Origin of the sequence: Shewanella sedimentimangrovi, assembly GCF_017354965.1 — a bacterium.
GTDB classification, from domain to species: domain Bacteria; phylum Pseudomonadota; class Gammaproteobacteria; order Enterobacterales; family Shewanellaceae; genus Shewanella; species Shewanella cyperi.
Genome location: NZ_CP071502.1, coordinates 4,139,631 through 4,157,130 on the forward strand (window position 1 = coordinate 4,139,631; position 17,500 = coordinate 4,157,130).

Consider the following 17,500-nt stretch of genomic DNA (forward strand, 5'->3'; position numbering starts at 1 on the left):
GACCCATGAATCTGTATTTCCGCTTAATCTGGTTGTTCCTCTGGCGCGTACGCCACTGCCGCAGCATAGGTTTTCTCGACACCAGCCTGATCCAGTACCGGGCGCTGCCGTCGGACTGCGACATCAATATGCACCTGACCAACAGCCGCTATCCGGCCTTCATGGATCTCGCCCGCACCTTTATGTTGGCGGAAATGGGCCTGCTGAAGCGCTTCCTCAAACTCAAGTGGATGCCGATAGTCAATGCCGCTGAATTCACCTATATCCGCGATATCAAGCCGCTGCAAAAATTCACCATTGAAAGCCGGGTCGTGGGTTGGGACGATAAATATTTCTACATTGATCAACGGTTTGTCAGCGATCGCGGTCTGCACTGCATAGTGCATGTGCGCGGGGTATTCGTTTGTAACCGTAAGCAGGTGCCAATCAGCGAACTGATCCGCGAGGCGGGTTTCGAGGGTGAGGCCCCGGAGCTGACGCCCGAGGTACAACAGTGGAAGGCCTTTTTGCAACTCAAGAAGGAACGCAACAGCTGATCAAGGAATGTTGCGCACGCCTGCGGTTTCCTCGGCCTGGGCCAGGGTAATTTCGTCGGTCACCAACTCCCAGGCGCCACGGATATTGGCCTGTTGCCGGTAACGGCACAGGTTGTCCAATTCGAACGGCGTCAGGAGATCGAACAGGGTATCCAGGCAAGGCACCAGGGCGCAGTCGGCCAGGGTAAAGCCATCGCCCACCAGCCAGTGGTTATCGGCCAGCTGGTTATCCAACTCCTGCAAGGTCAGCCAAAGCCTGTTGCGCAGCTGCCGGATTTTCAACTCATCCTGCTGCGACTCATTGAGCAGCTGCTCCAGCACAAATAGCTGATTATTGAGATCATTGTCTATCAGCCTGTCCCACAGACGCACCCGCAAATTCACCGAGGGCATATCCGGCAACAAGCGGGTGCCACCGCGCACCTGCCGGTCCAGGTATTCGATGATGATGCTGGATTCGGGTAACAACAGGCCATCGCTGGTCTTCAACAGTGGCAACTTGCAGGGTGGATAAATCTGGGCAAATTCGGCCCGCTGCACAGGATCGCGGAGCTCCACCACCCGGGGGAAAAAATTGGCCTGCTTCTCATACAGACCGAGCAGGACCTTTTGGGAATAGCGTGACAGCGGATGATAAAAAAGCTCCATGACACCTGCCTTGCAGCAACCACCTACAAGTTAACTTTAGCCGCAGACGCCACAGAGGGTGCAGTTTTCTGCTGTATTGTTTGCCGGTTATCCGGGATTAGCCTCAGCCCGACCGGGAAACAATCGCTCCCGCAGGAAATCCAGCAGCACCCGCACCCTTGGCGGGGTTGTATCACGGTAGGGGTGCAGGGCGAAGATCCCGCCCTCGCGCAGATGATAGTCAGGTAACAGCCGCACCAGCTCACCGCGAGCCAGTTGCTCCGTCAGCAGATTATCCGGCAATACCGCCACCCCCAACCCCTGGCAAGCCAGCGCCAACAGGGCATTGGTGCTGTTGCAGCTGATAAAGGGCGTTACCCGGATCCGGTATTCCTCGCCCTGGCTGTTGTGCAGCACACAGCTGCGGGGCAAATGGCTTGAGGCGTGCATCAGCCAGCGATGGCTGTGCAGATTGTCCGGATGCAAGGGCTTGCCATGGCGGGCTATGTACTCGGGGCTCGCCACCAGCAGCTCATCGAAACTGCCGAGCTTGATGGCCTTGAACTCAGAATCGGCTGGCCACCCGGCCTGAATGGCCACATCGATTTGCTGCTCCAACAGGTTCAGCTTGTTGTCTTCCAGCAACAGGGTCAGGCGCAGGTGGGGAAAGCGCTGATGGAATTCACCGATCAGCGGCAGCAGATTGCGCTCCCCCAACCCCACGGGTGCAGTGACCCTCAGACTGCCGTACAGCTGCTCATCGCTGGGACGGGTGACGGCCTCGGCCTGCTTGGCCAGCAACAGCAATTCGGCGCAGTAGTGATAAAAGCCCTGACCATCTTCGGTGAGGCTGATACGGCGGGTGGTGCGGTGCAGCAGCTGGCAGCTGGTGCGCTGCTCCAATTTTTTCAGGTGCTGACTGACCATCGAGCGGCTGATCCCCAGCACCTCGGCAGCCGAGGTCAGGGAGCCCTGCTCCACCACAGTGGCGAACACCAGCATTCGATAAAGTTGTGCCGCGTCCATAGCCGTCCCTTTTGTTTAATTTCACTTACCAAAGCTATAAGTAAACCACTCATTATCAATTTTAGCCACGGGCGTACACTGACGGCGTCAATTCAACCCGAGGAAAACAAGATGATCCTGATTTTCGGAGCGGCCGGCGATCTGGGCCGCCGCGTCACCCAAGCCCTGTTGCAACACGTCCCCGCCAACCAATTGCGCCTGGCGAGCCGTCAGCCGGAGCGCCTGGACCATAGCGGCGCCGACACCGTCTATGCCGATTTTGGCGAGCCTGAGTCACTTGCAGCCGCGATGCAGGGTGTCAGCAAGGTGCTGCTGATTTCCGGCGATGCCCCCAACGATGTGCGCCTGGGGCAACATTTGGCGGTCATACAGGCCGCCAAGGCCGCCGGGGTCGAACAACTGGTGTATACCAGCTTCCAGTTGGCTAACCTGGACTCGGCCTTCGACTTTGCCCGCAGCCACGGCGCCACCGAGGCCGCCATATGCCTGTCCGGGGTGCCTTTCACCCTGGTGCGTAACGGTCTTTATGCCGAGCTAACCCTGATGGGGCTGGAACAGGCGCTGCAGAAGGGCGAGCGCTTCAATGCCAGTGGTTCCGGCCGCTTTGCCCCGGTACTCAAGGATGACCTGGCCGAGGCTTTGGCCAGGGTGCTGACCGAACAGGGTCATGTGGGCCAGACATACACACTGCAGGGACCCGAGTTGTTCAGCCAGGCCGGGATCAGCGCTCTCATTGCCGACATCAGCGGCAAGGCGCTGCGGACAGTGGACATCAGCCCTGAGGCACAACAGCAGACGCTGCTCGCCATGGGATTGCCGGAATTTCTCGCCCGCGCCCTGGCAGGTAACAGCCGCGCCATTGCCAATGGCGAATACCTGACGGCCGAAAATCACCTGCCGGCCCTGCTCGGCAGGACACCCGGCAGGCTCGAGACTTTGCTGCGCCAGGCACTGTCCCACTGATCCGGGGAGGACGTGAAGGCGACTTGGGGTTACACTGTCAGCTCCTTGTTGCCGGAGAGTCCCCATGCAAAAAGCCGAACCTTTCAAGCACATCTATGAACGCGCCTGCGAACGCAAGGGCGGTGAATCCGGACTGGCGCAGCTGCTGCCCCAGGTGCTGACGGCAGCAGAATACCGCAACCACTCAGATGCAGAGCTGTTGTCGGCCATCAGCCGCCAGGTGTTCCAGAGCGGTTTCGTTTGGAAGGTGGTGCAAGCCAAGTGGCCGGCCTATGAGCAGGCCTTTTTCGGCTTCGAACCCCTAAAGGTGTTGCTGCTGTCGCCGGAACAGTTGGCGGCGCGGGCAGCAGACCCGGACCTTATCCGTCACGCTAAAAAGACCCAGGCCATCTATGACAATGCCATTATGGTGACCGATATCGCCCGCGAGCACGGCAGCCTGGCGGCTTTTATCGCCGACTGGCCCACGGCGGATATCACGGGACTGTGGCAACAGCTCAAACGCCGCGGCGCTAGGCTCGGCGGCAATACCGGCCCCTATTTTCTGCGCGGCACCGGCAAGGACACCTTTTTACTGAGCACAGACGTGCAGGGTTACTTCAAGGCCCACAAGCTGGTGGATGGCAGCTTCAGTTCCCAAAAGACACTGGCCCAGGTGCAGGCCACCTTCAACGATTGGCAGCAGCAAACGGGTAAGCCCCTGGCCCATTTGAGCCGCATTCTGTCCTGCTCTGTCGGCGACAATCGCCTCTAAGGCGCCAGGCAGCAACGGGGCTGCAACATTGAGCAACACCCGGGTGAAAGGCAGCGAAAAACCTTAACTAAACCTTTGCATAGGCAGAGAAATTTTCAATGTTTTACACTTTCAATCCCAAGGCCGCTTGTCCTGCTGTGGGGGCTGTGCGATAACTGGGGGCTGGGCCAAATTACCCCGTCTTGGGTAATGGTGTATGTCCGAAAATTAAGGAGAGTCAGATGCGGCAACTGTTTGGAATTGCCTCGGCCATCAGCATGGCCTTGTTGATCAGCGCCTGTGACAACAAGGCCGAACAAGGCACACCCCAGGGACAGACACCCCCACCGACAGCCGTAGGCGTGGTGCAGGTGCAAAGTGGGCCCCAAACCATAACGACCGAGCTGCCGGGCCGCAGCCGCGCCTATCTGGAAGCCGAGGTTCGCCCCCAGGTATCGGGCATCATTACCGAACGCAACTTCACCGAGGGCGGCCTGGTCAGCCAGGGCCAGTCCCTGTACAAAATTGACGATGCCAGCTTCCTTGCGGCACTGAAAAGTGCCGAAGCGGATCTGGCCAGCGCCCACGCCGGGCTCGCCAGCGCCAAGGCCAGGGCGGCCCGTTATCAGGCGCTGCTCAGCAGCAAAGCCATCAGCAAACAGGACTTCGATGAGGCCGATGCCTCCTTCAAGGAAGCCAAGGCACGGGTGGCTCAGGCGGAAGCCGCGGTCAACAATGCCAAAATCAACCTGGACTACACCCAGGTGCGCGCCCCCATTGCCGGTCGCATTGGCAAGTCCAGTGTCACCGCCGGCGCTCTGGTCACCGCCAATCAGTCCATGACCCTGGCCACCATACAACAGCTGGATCCCATTAACGTTGACATCAGCCAATCCAGTGCCCAGCTGCTGGCACTGAAAGCCAAGCTGCGCCAGGGCCAGTTGCAGGCCAGCGACGATGCCGAGGTCGAACTGCTGCTGGAAGACGGCAGTCTGTACGAGCACAAGGGACAGCTGAAATTTGCCGAAGTCAACGTCGAAGAGACCACGGGCTCGGTGATCCTGAGGGCGGAATTCCCCAACCCGGATCAACTGTTGCTGCCCGGCATGTATGTGCGTGCCCGGGTGAATATGGGCACGGACCCTGCGGCCATTCTGGTGCCGCAAAAGGCCATTTCCCGCAACACCAAGGGCCAGGCCGTGGCCATGGTGGTCAACCAGGACAACCAGGTTGAGGCCAGGGTGGTCACCACAGCTGAGGTGATAAACAACCAGTGGCGCATTACGTCCGGGCTGCAGGATGGTGATCAGCTGATCATCGAGGGCCTGCAGAAGATAAGACCCGGCGCGCCTGTCAGCGCCACGGCGGCCACCACAGACCCAGCACATTAATCGGGGACAGAGCTTATGGCACGTTTCTTTATCGATCGCCCCATCTTTGCCTGGGTGATCGCCATCATAGTGATGCTGGCGGGGGTATTGGCCATTCGTGACCTGCCCGTGTCCCAGTATCCCAAGATAGCGCCGCCAAACGTGGTGATCAGCGCCTTTTATCCCGGCGCCTCAGCCAAGACCCTGGAAGATTCGGTCACCCAGGTGATCGAACAGCGGATGACGGGCCTCGACCATCTGCGCTACATCAACTCCACCAGCGACGGCTTTGGCAATGCGACCATTACCCTGACCTTCAACGCCGATGCTGATCCCGACATAGCCCAGGTGCAGGTGCAGAACAAGCTGCAATCGGCCATGCCGCTGCTGCCCCAGGAAGTGCAGAATCAGGGTGTCCGGGTTAACAAGGCATCCTCGGGCTTCCTGATGGTGCTGGGTTTCGTTTCCGAAGACGGTTCCATGGACAGGAGCGATATCGCCGATTACGTGGGCTCCAATATCCAGGACCCCATGAGCCGGGTGCCGGGCGTGGGTGAGCTGACCCTGTTCGGCTCGCCCTATGCCATGCGCATTTGGCTCGACCCACTCAAGCTGACCCAATACAACCTGACCTCCCAGGACGTGATTGGCTCCATCCGCGAGCAGAATGCCCAGGTGTCCGCGGGTCAACTGGGGGGTGCGCCGTCCTTGCCCGGTCAACAGCTCAACGCCACGGTATCGGCCCAAAGCCGCCTGGCCACAGAGGAAGAATTCCGCAATATCATCCTCAAGTCCGACACCTCGGGCGCCAAGGTGTATCTGGGCGATGTGGCCCGGGTGGAGCTCGGCGCCGAGAGCTATGTGGTGCAATCCTTCTACAACGGCCGCCCGGCCGCGGGTTTGGCGATCCAACTGGCGACTGGGGCCAACGCCCTGGCAACCGCCGATGCGGTACGGGCCAAGATTGATGAGATGAGCCCCTTCTTTCCCCAGGGGTTGAAGGTGGTTTATCCCTATGACACCACGCCCTTTGTCGACAAGTCCATCGAGGGCGTGATCCATACCCTGCTGGAAGCCATAGTGCTGGTGTTCCTCATCATGTACTTGTTCCTGCAGAATTTCCGCGCCACCCTGATCCCCACCATAGCCGTGCCCGTGGTCTTGTTGGGCACCTTCGCCATACTCTCGGCCATGGGGTTCTCCATCAACACCCTGACCATGTTCGCCATGGTGCTGGCCATAGGCCTGTTGGTGGACGATGCCATTGTGGTGGTGGAAAACGTCGAGCGGGTGATGCAGGAGGAAGGCTTGGGGGCGGTTGAGGCCACCCGCAAGTCCATGGATCAGATCACCGGCGCCCTGGTGGGCATAGGCCTGACCCTGTCGGCGGTATTCGTACCCATGGCCTTTATGACGGGCTCCACCGGGGTGATCTACCGCCAGTTCTCCATCACCATAGTCTCGGCCATGGCCCTGTCGGTGATGGTGGCCCTGATCCTGACCCCGGCCCTGTGCGCCACTTTCCTCAAACCCATCAAGCCGGGACATGTGCACGAAAAGACCGGCTTCTTCGGTGCCTTCAACCGCACCTTTGACAATCTCACCCAACGCTATTGCGGCAGTGTGGCCGGGATACTCAAACGCGGCCTGCGCTTTGCTGCCATCTATCTGATGCTGGTGGTGGCCACCGGTTGGCTGTTCAGCCGCATGCCCACCGCCTTCCTGCCCGATGAAGACCAGGGCATTTTGTTTTCCCAGGTAATTCTGCCCACCAATGCCACCCAGGAATCCACGGTCAAGGTGCTGGACAAGGTGTCGGATCACTTCCTTGAGGGCGAGAAAGACAATGTGAATTCGGTGTTTACCGTGGCCGGTTTCAGCTTTGCCGGTATGGGTCAGAACATGGGCGTCGCCTTCGTCAGCCTCAAGGACTGGAGTCAGCGCACCGGGCCGGGCCAGGATGTTGAATCCATCTCCGGCCGCGCCATGGGCGTGCTGTGGCAGATTAAAGAAGCTTTCGCCTTCGCCTTCGCGCCGCCGGCGGTGATCGAGCTTGGCACAGCCAACGGCTTCGATCTGTTCCTGCAGGACAAAAACGGCATGGGCCATGAGCAATTGGTGGCGGCCCGTAACCAGCTGCTGGGACTGGCGGCCCAAAATCCCAATCTGGTGGGGGTGCGCCCCAACGGCCAGGAAGATGCTCCCATGTACCAGCTGCACATAGATCACAGTAAGCTGCGTGCCCTGGGCGTGGACATCAATCAGGTCAACAGCGTACTGGCTACCGCCTGGGGTGGCAGCTATGTGAACGACTTTATCGACCGTGGCCGGGTGAAGAAGGTCTATGTCCAGGGTGATGCCCAATTCAGGATGCAACCGCAGGACGTCAACAGCTGGTATGTGCGCAACAACCAGGGCGAGATGGTGCCCTTCTCGGCCTTTGCCAGCGGCAGCTGGGAATTCGGCTCCCCCAGGCTGGAGCGTTTCAACGGTCTGCCGGCGATGAACATCCAGGGCAGCACAGCACCGGGTTACAGCACAGGTGACGCCATGCGTGACTTCGAGGAGATGGTCAAGCAGCTGCCGCCGGGATTCGGCATCGAATGGAACGGTCTGTCCTATGAGGAACGGCTGTCGGGCAATCAGGCTCCCGGCCTCTATGCCCTGTCGATTCTGGTGGTGTTCCTGGTGCTCGCGGCCCTGTACGAAAGCTGGTCCGTGCCCTTCGCCGTGGTGCTGGTGGTGCCCCTTGGGATCATAGGTGCCCTGGTGGCCATGACGGGAAGGGGCTTGGACAATGACGTGTTCTTCCAGGTGGGCCTGCTGACCACCGTGGGGCTGGCCACCAAAAACGCGATCCTGATAGTTGAGTTCGCCAAGGAATACTACGAGCATGGCGCCGGCCTAGTGGAGGCCACCCTGCACGCGGTGCGGGTGCGGCTGCGGCCCATCCTGATGACTTCGCTGGCCTTTGGCCTCGGCGTTGTGCCTCTGGCCATCTCCAGCGGCGTGGGCTCAGGCGCCCAGAACGCCATAGGCACGGGGGTGCTCGGCGGCATGATGAGTTCCACCTTCCTCGGTATCTTCTTTATTCCGCTGTTCTTCGTGTTGGTGGAGCGGCTGTTCAACCGCAGCGAGCGCAAGGCACAGGAAGCCGAGCCCGGCCCTGGTCCGGAATTGGAACCGGAAGCAGACTGAGCTTTTAAAGCCAAAAAGCCCCGCCTTGCGGGGCTTTTTTATGGCCCCCGACGCGCACTCTGCAACAAGGTAAAATTGATGTTAACGGCGCTCCACGCCAATCACGCCCGGCATCGGCTGTTTTGACAACTCAGATTTTAAGCCATGGGCCGAAATGCGGGATAAAGATGGGATCAGGGGTCAGTAATTCACCATAACGCACTTAACCAGCAGTCGGTTTAACCAATATATATCAATTGCTTAAACTTGATAACTGGTAAGCGGCTCAGTATGCGCTGACTTTTTCACCAATAACTCTATGGTTATTTTGGCTGTAGCCGGGGAGAACCAAATAGCCGCTGTTTTTGACAATTAACTCTCGATATACCTGTCCCCTTGGGCAAGGTTTTTTACCTTACCGGTTAAGTAACAACCACTTTTGGCGGGGTTGAAATTGCGGGAGCGCTGGTGCAATTTGCTGCGATTTATGGTTAGCTGTGAGCCAATTTCTGGCCGAGCTTGAGTTCGGTTCCAATAAAATCAATAAAAAAAGGAATCAAGATGGAAGGTTTGCTGCTGGGATTGGGATTGCTGCTGATCCTGACCTATCTCTGGTACGTCAGCCTGCTGAAAAAGCGCGCCACGGCCCGTGAGGCCTTGCAGAGCGTGGATCATCAGCTCAGCAAGCGCAGCCAGCTTATCACCACCCTTTTGGCGCGGGCGCAAACCGAAATGGCGCACGAGCAGCCTTTGCCGGCCGACATCATCAAGTTGCAGGAGCAAACCGACGGGCCCTATCAGCCACAGGATGCCAGGGCATTGCTGCAGCATCTGCAAGCGGCGGATCAGTTGCACGGCAAAATGAGCCTGCTATTTGTGCAATTGGAAAACACTCCCACATTGCTCACCGACAGCGTGCTGTTGCAATCCATGCAGGCCTACAGCGAACTGGAAACCCAGCTCTGCAGCGCCAGACGCTTTTACAATGCCGCCGTCACCGAGCTCAATACCGCAGTGGCCATCTTCCCAGGCTCCATCATCGCCAGGCTCGCCAATATAGGGCCCATGCCTTTTTATGAAGCCGGCGAGGCCGACCAGGCTCCGGTCAACACCTGCGATCTGCAGAAATAGCGGCATATCGGTGCCAAGGCTTTGCTATTCTTGGCATATTGTCAAAACAGGAACCTCTGCCAGTGACAGCCAGGCTGTACCTTTCCATACTGCTCTTGCCCCTGCTGACTCTCCAGGCCAGGGCAGAGGAGCCCAAACGGCTGGCCGATTATTCTGCCGCCGGGGTGACCACGCCGGCTGAGCCAAGCCAGGGCAATAAACCGCGCCTGAGCGCCAAATATTCGGATCAGGGTACCCAGGGGCCCAAGGTCAAGGTGTACCAGTATCGCCAGGATAACGGCACCATGGCCTTCAGCGACAAACCACCCGCAGATCAGCGCTTCAGTGTCCTGCTCTACGACTGTTTCGCCTGCGATCCCGCCTCCAAGGTGGACTGGCGCACCATCAAGTTACACCGCAGTTTTGATAAGCAGATCCGCGAAGCGGCCAATACCTATGCCCTTGAGCCGGCGCTGATCCGCGCTGTGATCCATGCCGAATCCGGTTTCAATCCCAAGGCGGTGTCACGCACCGGCGCCATGGGCCTGATGCAATTGATGCCGGAAACGGCCAGGGAGTTGGGGGTGCGTAACGCCTTCGCCCCGGAGCAGAACATACTCGGTGGCAGCCGTTACCTGGCAAAGATGCTCAAACGTTTCGATGGCAAGCTGGATCAGGCGCTGGCGGCCTACAACGCCGGCGCCACCACGGTCCAGGACTACCGTGGCGTGCCGCCCTACCCCGAAACCCACGCCTATATAGAAAGGGTCAACATATTGCTTAAACGCTATCGTAATTTGCGCGTCTAAACCTACTCGCCCACTTCCCATTTTACAGTGACCTGCCCACCGGGCTGCCCCAGCAGGGCTGACAGGCTTTGCAGCATCTCGGTCGCTATCTCATCCAGTTGCCATGGGGGATTGATCACCCAAAGCCCGGCGGCCGTCATGCCAAACTCGTCCGAATCGGGCTTGATGGCCTGCTCGATCCGCAGCTGCCGACGTATGCCGCTTTCTTTCAGCAGACTCAACATGGATTCTGTCTGGGCGCGGTTCACCACGGGATACCAGAGCAAATACACCCCGGTGGCAAACTTGCGCTGAGCCTTGATGATGGCTTCGGCCACATCCCGATAATCGCTCTTGATCTCATAGCTGGGGTCTATCAGCACCAAACCCCGACGCTCCAGCGGAGGCACGGCTGCGAGCAGCCCCTTGAGGCCATCACCGCGCACCACCTTGGTCTGGCGATCCGCATCAAAGTATTCCGCCAGCAGCTGATGATCCGTGCCATGCAACTCATGCAATACCATGCGATCCTTGTCCCGCAACTGCATATCCACCAGCGCCGGCGAGCCCGGATACCAGACCAGCGCCTCGGCCGCGCCACCATTGCCCTCGTTGAAGTGGGCCACACACTCCAGATAATGGACCAGTGACGCCGGCAGATCCTGACGGCCCCACAGGCGCCCGATGCCGTCTTTGAACTCGGCGGTCTTCTGGGCAAACTCATCATCAAGACAATAGCCACCGGCACCGGCATGGGTGTCTATGTAGACAAATGGCTTATCTTTTTTCTGCATCAACTCAATGGTTTGAAGCAGGATCGCGTGCTTGAGCACATCGGCGTAATTGCCGGCATGGAAGCCGTGGCGGTAACTCAGCATAATGATTTCCGAAACAAACGGGCCGTCGGCCCTGAATGGGGGCATTATATCTGCAATCCTTTGCCCTGTATGCTTTTGTGCCCCGCCGCGAGGCAGGCTATACTGCCGCCAACCTGATTAACGGAAGCCCGGTCTTGAATCCCATCGCCATCCACCTTGCCAATCCCGAACTGCATACCCTGTGCGAACGCTGGGCGCTCAAGCCCGACGATGGGGCCCCGTTTGCGTTGGAAATGGTGGAAGACAGGCTGACCCTGTTCAAGCGGGACGAGCCCAAGCTGGGTGGCATCTGCGTCGACTTTGTCAGCGGCGCCGCCGCCCACAGACGCAAGTTCGGTGGCGGCCGTGGCCAGTCCATCGCCAAGGCGGTGGGCCTGAAACAGGGGGCCACCCCCACAGTGGTGGATGGTACCGCCGGTCTTGGTCGGGACGCCTTTGTGCTCGCCAGCCTGGGGTGCCGTATGACCCTGATAGAGCGTCACCCAGTGGTGGCGGCCTTGCTGGAAGATGGCCTGCGCCGGGCCTACCAGGACCCCGAAATCGGCCCCTGGATGCGGGAGCGCATGACCTTGTTGCACGGTTCCAGCCTGGAAGAATTGGCCAGGATAGAACCCCGTCCCGAGGTGGTGTATTTGGATCCCATGTATCCACACCGGGATAAATCGGCGCTGGTGAAAAAGGAAATGCGGGTATTCCAGTCCCTGGTGGGCGCCGATACCGATGCCGATGGCTTGCTGGCACCGGCATTGGCGCTGGCGAGCAAGCGGGTGGTGGTCAAACGTCCCGACTACGCTGACGATCTCGATGGCGTTAAACCCTCCACCGTCATAGACACCAAGAAAAACCGCTTCGACGTCTACGTAATAGCAGCCTTAACCTGAGGTGTTCTTTCAGCTCAGGCACCTTCGCGCCTTGCCTGCTGTCGCCAAATGGCAGCGCTGCAACCAACTGCCCGCCCTGCTGGCAAACAGTGATCACTTCTACTGACCTCTCCCCCAACTTTAAGACCATGACATTGATGAGATTTCCAATACACTGGAGCCAATGGAGATCTCAACATGAAGAAACGCTACACCGAAGAACAAATCATTAAGGCCATCAAACAGCATGAGGCAGGGGCAAAGGTCGATGACATTTGCCGTGAAATGGGCATTTCTACGGGCACTTTCTATAACTGGCGCAGCAAGTATGCCGGGCTCGAAGTGAATGAAGCGAAGCGGCTGAGGGAGTTGGAGGCCGAGAACAACAAGCTCAAAAAGATGCTGGCCGACAAGATGCTGGAAGTCGAAGCCATGAAGGATGTGCTGTCAAAAAAGTGGTAACGCCAGCGGCAAAAAAGCCTGTTGCCCAGCACTTGATTGAAGGTTTCAGTCTCAGTGAGCGTGTGGCCTGCAAGCTGGCTGGGTTGAGCCGGACCGCGTTTCGCTATCAGCCCAGGACAAAGGCTGACAATGGGCTCAGACAGCGGCTGAAGGCGCTGGCGACGCAATATCCTCGCTATGGGTATTTAATGCTGCATGGTTTGCTCAGAGGCGAAGGCTGGGTCAAAAACCGCAAACGAACCTATCGGCTCTACACGGAGGAAGGCTTGCAGGTCAGAACGAAGAAGCGCAAGAAGCTAACCCGGCCAAGGCAGCCGATGGAGGTGCCGACAGCACCGAATCAACGTTGGTCTATGGACTTTGTGTCAGACCAACTCAGCAATGGTCGGCGCTTTCGGGTACTGAATGTCATGGATGATTATTCGCGGGAAATGGTCGGTCAATTAGTCTCTGTAGCCATCAGTGGCAGGCAGGTCGCCAGATTCTTGGACCAGTTGATGGAAGAGCGAGGCACGCCAAACAAGGTTACTTGCGACAATGGGACAGAATTTACCAGCAAGGCAATGTTCTTCTGGAGTAAGGAAACGGGCGTCACACTGGCCTTTATCCAGCCAGGAAAGCCGACGCAAAATGCCTTTGTGGAAAGCCTGAATGGCAAATTCCGGAACGAATGTCTGAACCAGCACTGGTTCAGAACCTTGGACGAAGCCAGATATGAAATCGAGCTATGGCGTGAACACTATAACCATGTTCGCCCACATAGTTCATTGAACTACACGCCGCCTGTTGAGTATGCCAAGCAGGCAGCATAAGCTGGAAAATCTCATCAAGGGATTGGTACTAATCTCGGGGAAAGGTCTTGGTCTATGGACTTTGTGTCAGACCAACTCAGCAATGGTCGGCGCTTTCGGGTACTGAATGTCATGGATGATTATTCGCGGGAAATGGTCGGTCAATTAGTCTCTGTAGCCATCAGTGGCAGGCAGGTCGCCAGATTCTTGGACCAGTTGATGGAAGAGCGAGGCACGCCAAACAAGGTTACTTGCGACAATGGGACAGAATTTACCAGCAAGGCAATGTTCTTCTGGAGTAAGGAAACGGGCGTCACACTGGCCTTTATCCAGCCAGGAAAGCCGACGCAAAATGCCTTTGTGGAAAGCCTGAATGGCAAATTCCGGAACGAATGTCTGAACCAGCACTGGTTCAGAACCTTGGACGAAGCCAGATATGAAATCGAGCTATGGCGTGAACACTATAACCATGTTCGCCCACATAGTTCATTGAACTACACGCCGCCTGTTGAGTATGCCAAGCAGGCAGCATAAGCTGGAAAATCTCATCAAGGGATTGGTACTAATCTCGGGGAAAGGTCTCTACCGGTAAAGCCTGCCCAATTTCAGGCAAGAAAAAGCCCCAGGGAAATGGGGCTGATTGGAAAAGTGTTATGACTGCCCTGTCTTTCGTTGGTCGGGTAAAAATGAATGAGTTTTTTAATTCACTCCGACCCCTTTATCCTTGTCTTTTCGTTTAATAGTCTTCGCCCCAAGAAGGGGATGAGCCTTGATAAAATGCAGCGTCAACAAAAAACCATCCATCATTTATAAACTCAACAGAGGTTTCAACGTAACCATTTAGCCATTGCTCCTCCAGCTGTTCTATGGATACAGGCTTTGTAAAGTCAATAATATTAGGATTGTAATATATAATAATGAATTTTTTTGTTGGCTCACCATTAACATTAATAAACGGGCTCACAAAAATTTTCGTATTATTATTCATTAATAATGTTCGAATTTTTGAAGATTTACTATTAAACACATAGTCAACTTGTTCAGCTATATGACCTTCATCACCCGGCCGTTGAAGACTCAACATTTTTCGGAAAGATGTTTTGTCACCACTAGCAATAACCGATTGGAGGTGCTTCGCAAATTCCTCTGCACTTTTTGCATTGGCACATGATTGGACAAAGAATGATATACTTAAAATAATCGTTAAAATTATAATCTTCTTCATTATGGCCTCTTAGCTAAGTCTAAAAAATTCACCATTGGATCTGATCTAACACCATTTCTCCGCAAAACAAAATGCAAGTGCGGTCCAGTTATACGACCTGAACCATCAGAGGTTCCAATGACAGCCCCTTTCTAAGAATAAAGGGGTCGGAGTTAATTACAGCCAATCAGGTGCTACACTTCTTCAACTTAGCCAATGCCCAAGGAGGGACCATGCCTAGAAAACCCCGCCTTTACCTACCCGATATCCCATACCATATTTGCCAGCGCGGTAATAACCGCACCGCCTGCTTCTTTTCATCAAGCGACTTTGGCATCTACATCAATGCACTAACCGATGCCCTGCAAACATTTCACGTCCAGCTACACGCCTTTGTACTGATGACCAATCACGTACATCTATTGATGACGCCCAGCGATTCACAAGGCATTTCAAAGGTTATGCAAAGCGTTGGCCGCACCTATGTCCGCGCTATTAATGGCCTTTACCGACGTACCGGAACACTTTGGGAAGGTCGGCACAAGTCCAGTCCCATCAACAGTGAAGAGTACCTGCTGATTTGTCAGCGCTATATCGAACTCAATCCAGTGCGGGCCGGGATGGTGGATCACCCATCCGAATACCGTTGGTCTAGCTATCAATCTAATGGCGCAGGCAAAGCAATTCGCTGCCTGACTCCCCACCCAACTTACCTATCTCTAGGCAATACCCATACCGAACGCCAACATGCCTACCGCGAGCTGTTTAACTGCGACATTTCCAGCGAGCAACTGCACATCCTTCGCGACTGCCTTAACCACAATTATCCAATGGGCAATGAACGCTTTAAATCCGACATTGAAGCCGCGCTCAATCGAAAACTTGGTCATCTCAAACCCGGGCGACCTTGGTCTGGTAAAAATGAATGAGTTATTTAATTCACTCCGACCCCTTTATCCTTATCGACCCCTTTATCCTTATCACCGACCCCTTTATCACTGTGCTCAAAGCTGCGGCCAGAAACGGTATCTTCACCACACAAAAACGCCCTTCTGACACAACGATTAATTACGTGGTAGAAGGGCGTACTTTCAGCATCAATCAATTGGCGACGGGCTGTGGTCATGGCAAGCCTCGACTGGTTCAAAAGAGGTACTTCGAAGCCTAGTCGAGGGGCTGGGAAACATCAAAAAGATTTGGCTGTCCTGTCTTTTGGTGGATCAGCTGCTGCTCTTGCAAATGCTCATGGTCGGTAAAGCCACGCTTGACCCCCAGCCAATCCGAAAAAGATTTGGCTGTCCTGTCTTTTCTTTCAACAACTCTGCCCTCTTGATTTGGGCAATGAACGCTTTAAATCCGACATTGAAGCCGCGCTCAATCAAAAACTTGATCATCTCAAACCCGGGCGACCTTGGCCTGGTAAAAATGAATCAGTTTTTTTAATTCACTCCGACCCCTTTATCAACAGACGATCTCGATGGCGTTAAACCCTCCACCGTCATAGACACCAAGAAAAACCGTTTCGACGTCTACGTAATAGCAGCCTTAACCTAAGGTGTTCTTTCAGCTCAGGCATCTTCGCGCCTTGCCTGCTGTCGCCAAATGGCAGCACTGCAACCAACTGCCCGCCCTGCTGGCAAACAGTGATCACTTCTACCGGTAAAGCCTGCCCAATTTCAGGCAAGAAAAAGCCCCAGGGAAATGGGGCTGATTGACAAAAGAGTTATGACTTACGCCAAGCCAAGCATGCACAGACCAATTAAAACGGCTCTGTCTGACCCCTTTTATTTTGTGAAAACAGCAGTAAGAACCTGATTAGCGGGGATGCAAGGCTTCGCTTTGATATTTTCCCCGGCACCATTTCCCGCCGCTTTTGGCTTTCATGGCGCACATGGAGTCCCAGCGGCCGCTGATTCCACCATACTGACGGCGGAACTCTCTGGCAGAGGTTATCCAGGCATCATCGCGAATACCCAACTCGGTAAGCAACTTAGGTCTTGCCGAATCAATAACCCCCCTCTTGTCTTCACGCACAGCCCTGCCCGTCCAATCAATCAGCTCCAAATAATCGGCTAAATGAAAGGGAATACCGTGTTGCTCGGAAGCAACCGCCGCCCCATCAAAAGGTAATAGGGTTTTGAGTGATACCTGAATGGGCAGACTGGGAACATTCCCGTGTAGCTCATCAAGACGTTCTTGAATTGAGGTGTAATCTGACCCTTGCAGCGAGTCCGTAATACCAGCTCGAATCGGATTTAAGTCCACATACATCATACATGCCAGCAACGCCTGTTCATCCAGTAGCGCCTGAGACTTAAAGCGCCCTTCCCAAAACACGCCCTTGCAGCCATCTTCCCGATTGGCCTTGCGGGCAATCTCTTCGTTTAAGCACCTCATAAACCAACTGATACTGCCGAGCCGCTCCTGCCACTCAGCAATCAGACTATTCAGCATGATAGCCTCACCGTCTGACAGGCTATCGCCCTTGAGGAATTTTGCCGCAACCAGATTACCAGAAAAGAGCCTTGTCCAGCGCTCAATCACTTCAAACGGCGACAGGGCCTTTTGAGCCGTCAGGTCAATTTTAAGCACCAGATGATAGTGATTCGACATCACTGCATAAGCACAAACATCAATGCAAAATATCGACGACAACTGCCTGATTTTGTCCACTATCCAGCCACGTCTGTGCTCAAAGCTGCGGCCAGAAACGGTATCTTCACCACACAAAAACGCCCTTCTGACACAACGATTAATTACGTGGTAGAAGGGCGTACTTTCAGCATCAATCAATTGGCGACGGGCTGTGGTCATGGCAAGCCTCGACTGGTTCAAAAGAGGTACTTCGAAGCCTAGTCGAGGGGCTGGGAAACATCAAAAAGATTTGGCTGTCCTGTCTTTTGGTCTTTTTGTCCTGGGAAACATCAAAAAGATTTGGCTGTCCTGTCTTTTTGCGAAAATGGGAATGTTTTGGA

General features: G+C 55.7%; 15 protein-coding genes and 3 pseudogenes. 12 read left to right on the top strand and 6 right to left on the bottom strand.

The window, feature by feature from the left end; translation table 11 throughout:
• Positions 1–5: 5 nt before the first annotated feature.
• Positions 6–536, top strand: a complete 531-nt coding sequence (locus JYB85_RS18490; RefSeq protein WP_207380465.1) for a thioesterase family protein — start codon at positions 6–8, stop codon at positions 534–536.
• Here the strand turns inward: JYB85_RS18490 and JYB85_RS18495 are convergent, their stop codons facing one another.
• Positions 537–1,184, bottom strand: coding sequence for a glutathione S-transferase family protein (locus JYB85_RS18495; RefSeq protein WP_207380466.1), 648 nt, complete (start codon positions 1,182–1,184; stop codon positions 537–539). It abuts the gene before it with no gap.
• 87 nt (positions 1,185–1,271) lie between these two features.
• A complete protein-coding gene (locus JYB85_RS18500) occupies positions 1,272–2,189 on the bottom strand; it encodes a LysR family transcriptional regulator (protein ID WP_207321375.1) in 918 nt (305 codons plus the stop codon).
• A 111-nt stretch (positions 2,190–2,300) separates the two neighbouring features.
• Here JYB85_RS18500 and JYB85_RS18505 point away from each other — a divergent pair, with 111 nt between their 5' ends.
• The 6 genes from JYB85_RS18505 (at position 2,301) to JYB85_RS18530 (ending at position 10,351) form a co-directional block, all read left to right on the top strand.
• Entirely contained in the window at positions 2,301–3,152 is an 852-nt protein-coding gene (locus JYB85_RS18505; protein ID WP_207380467.1) for an NAD(P)H-binding protein, read from the top strand.
• A 64-nt stretch (positions 3,153–3,216) separates the two neighbouring features.
• Positions 3,217–3,906: a DNA-3-methyladenine glycosylase I gene (locus tag JYB85_RS18510; RefSeq protein WP_207380468.1), complete on the top strand. Its 690-nt coding sequence runs from the start codon at positions 3,217–3,219 to the stop codon at positions 3,904–3,906.
• A gap of 221 nt (positions 3,907–4,127) precedes the next feature.
• Positions 4,128–5,276, top strand: coding sequence for an efflux RND transporter periplasmic adaptor subunit (locus tag JYB85_RS18515; protein WP_207380469.1), 1,149 nt, complete (start codon positions 4,128–4,130; stop codon positions 5,274–5,276).
• Between the two features lie 15 nt (positions 5,277–5,291).
• Complete coding sequence (locus JYB85_RS18520) at positions 5,292–8,453, top strand: efflux RND transporter permease subunit (protein ID WP_207380470.1); 3,162 nt, start codon at positions 5,292–5,294, stop codon at positions 8,451–8,453.
• 540 nt (positions 8,454–8,993) lie between these two features.
• A complete protein-coding gene (locus JYB85_RS18525) occupies positions 8,994–9,563 on the top strand; it encodes a LemA family protein (protein ID WP_207380471.1) in 570 nt (189 codons plus the stop codon).
• Between the two features lie 140 nt (positions 9,564–9,703).
• Positions 9,704–10,351, top strand: a complete 648-nt coding sequence (locus JYB85_RS18530) for a lytic transglycosylase domain-containing protein (protein WP_228730276.1) — start codon at positions 9,704–9,706, stop codon at positions 10,349–10,351.
• A gap of 2 nt (positions 10,352–10,353) precedes the next feature.
• On the opposite strand, the gene JYB85_RS18535 is transcribed toward JYB85_RS18530, so the two are convergent.
• Complete coding sequence (locus tag JYB85_RS18535) at positions 10,354–11,208, bottom strand: 23S rRNA (adenine(2030)-N(6))-methyltransferase RlmJ (protein WP_207382141.1); 855 nt, start codon at positions 11,206–11,208, stop codon at positions 10,354–10,356.
• A 134-nt stretch (positions 11,209–11,342) separates the two neighbouring features.
• Here JYB85_RS18535 and JYB85_RS18540 point away from each other — a divergent pair, with 134 nt between their 5' ends.
• From JYB85_RS18540 to JYB85_RS18550, 3 genes and pseudogenes are all read left to right on the top strand, one after another.
• Positions 11,343–12,089: a class I SAM-dependent methyltransferase gene (locus JYB85_RS18540; protein ID WP_228730163.1), complete on the top strand. Its 747-nt coding sequence runs from the start codon at positions 11,343–11,345 to the stop codon at positions 12,087–12,089.
• A 177-nt stretch (positions 12,090–12,266) separates the two neighbouring features.
• Positions 12,267–13,342, top strand: a protein-coding gene (locus JYB85_RS18545; protein WP_207379396.1) for an IS3 family transposase whose coding sequence is annotated in 2 segments (ribosomal slippage) — positions 12,267–12,516 and positions 12,516–13,342 — 1,077 coding nt in all. Because the reading frame shifts where the segments join, the coding sequence is not laid out codon by codon here.
• 48 nt (positions 13,343–13,390) lie between these two features.
• Positions 13,391–13,855: pseudogene (locus tag JYB85_RS18550) on the top strand (IS3 family transposase); the annotation flags it as partial.
• 202 nt (positions 13,856–14,057) lie between these two features.
• Here the strand turns inward: JYB85_RS18550 and JYB85_RS18555 are convergent.
• Positions 14,058–14,546: a hypothetical protein gene (locus tag JYB85_RS18555; protein ID WP_207380473.1), complete on the bottom strand. Its 489-nt coding sequence runs from the start codon at positions 14,544–14,546 to the stop codon at positions 14,058–14,060.
• Positions 14,547–14,758: 212 nt separating this feature from the next.
• On the opposite strand from JYB85_RS18555, the gene JYB85_RS18560 reads away from it, so the two are divergent.
• Positions 14,759–15,454, top strand: a complete 696-nt coding sequence (locus tag JYB85_RS18560) for a transposase (protein ID WP_207380474.1) — start codon at positions 14,759–14,761, stop codon at positions 15,452–15,454.
• A gap of 35 nt (positions 15,455–15,489) precedes the next feature.
• Here the strand turns inward: JYB85_RS18560 and JYB85_RS18565 are convergent.
• A pseudogene (locus JYB85_RS18565) lies at positions 15,490–15,651 on the bottom strand (alpha-amylase family glycosyl hydrolase); the annotation flags it as partial.
• Positions 15,652–15,980: 329 nt separating this feature from the next.
• On the opposite strand from JYB85_RS18565, the pseudogene JYB85_RS18570 reads away from it, so the two are divergent.
• A pseudogene (locus JYB85_RS18570) lies at positions 15,981–16,079 on the top strand (class I SAM-dependent methyltransferase); the annotation flags it as partial.
• A gap of 261 nt (positions 16,080–16,340) precedes the next feature.
• Here the strand turns inward: JYB85_RS18570 and JYB85_RS18575 are convergent.
• Positions 16,341–17,339: a transposase gene (locus JYB85_RS18575; RefSeq protein WP_207380475.1), complete on the bottom strand. Its 999-nt coding sequence runs from the start codon at positions 17,337–17,339 to the stop codon at positions 16,341–16,343.
• Positions 17,340–17,500: the final 161 nt, after the last annotated feature.

Excerpts from the sequence above, each read along its gene's own strand:
- JYB85_RS18490 (WP_207380465.1), top strand. The coding sequence starts at position 6 with ATGAATCTGTATTTCCGCTTAATCTGGTTGTTCCTCTGGCGCGTACGC.
- JYB85_RS18495 (WP_207380466.1), bottom strand. The coding sequence starts at position 1,184 with ATGGAGCTTTTTTATCATCCGCTGTCACGCTATTCCCAAAAGGTCCTG.
- JYB85_RS18500 (WP_207321375.1), bottom strand. The coding sequence starts at position 2,189 with ATGGACGCGGCACAACTTTATCGAATGCTGGTGTTCGCCACTGTGGTG.
- JYB85_RS18505 (WP_207380467.1), top strand. The coding sequence starts at position 2,301 with ATGATCCTGATTTTCGGAGCGGCCGGCGATCTGGGCCGCCGCGTCACC.
- JYB85_RS18510 (WP_207380468.1), top strand. The coding sequence starts at position 3,217 with ATGCAAAAAGCCGAACCTTTCAAGCACATCTATGAACGCGCCTGCGAA.
- JYB85_RS18515 (WP_207380469.1), top strand. The coding sequence starts at position 4,128 with ATGCGGCAACTGTTTGGAATTGCCTCGGCCATCAGCATGGCCTTGTTG.
- JYB85_RS18520 (WP_207380470.1), top strand. The coding sequence starts at position 5,292 with ATGGCACGTTTCTTTATCGATCGCCCCATCTTTGCCTGGGTGATCGCC.
- JYB85_RS18525 (WP_207380471.1), top strand. The coding sequence starts at position 8,994 with ATGGAAGGTTTGCTGCTGGGATTGGGATTGCTGCTGATCCTGACCTAT.
- JYB85_RS18535 (WP_207382141.1), bottom strand. The coding sequence starts at position 11,208 with ATGCTGAGTTACCGCCACGGCTTCCATGCCGGCAATTACGCCGATGTG.
- JYB85_RS18555 (WP_207380473.1), bottom strand. The coding sequence starts at position 14,546 with ATGAAGAAGATTATAATTTTAACGATTATTTTAAGTATATCATTCTTT.
- JYB85_RS18560 (WP_207380474.1), top strand. The coding sequence starts at position 14,759 with ATGCCTAGAAAACCCCGCCTTTACCTACCCGATATCCCATACCATATT.
- JYB85_RS18575 (WP_207380475.1), bottom strand. The coding sequence starts at position 17,339 with ATGACCACAGCCCGTCGCCAATTGATTGATGCTGAAAGTACGCCCTTC.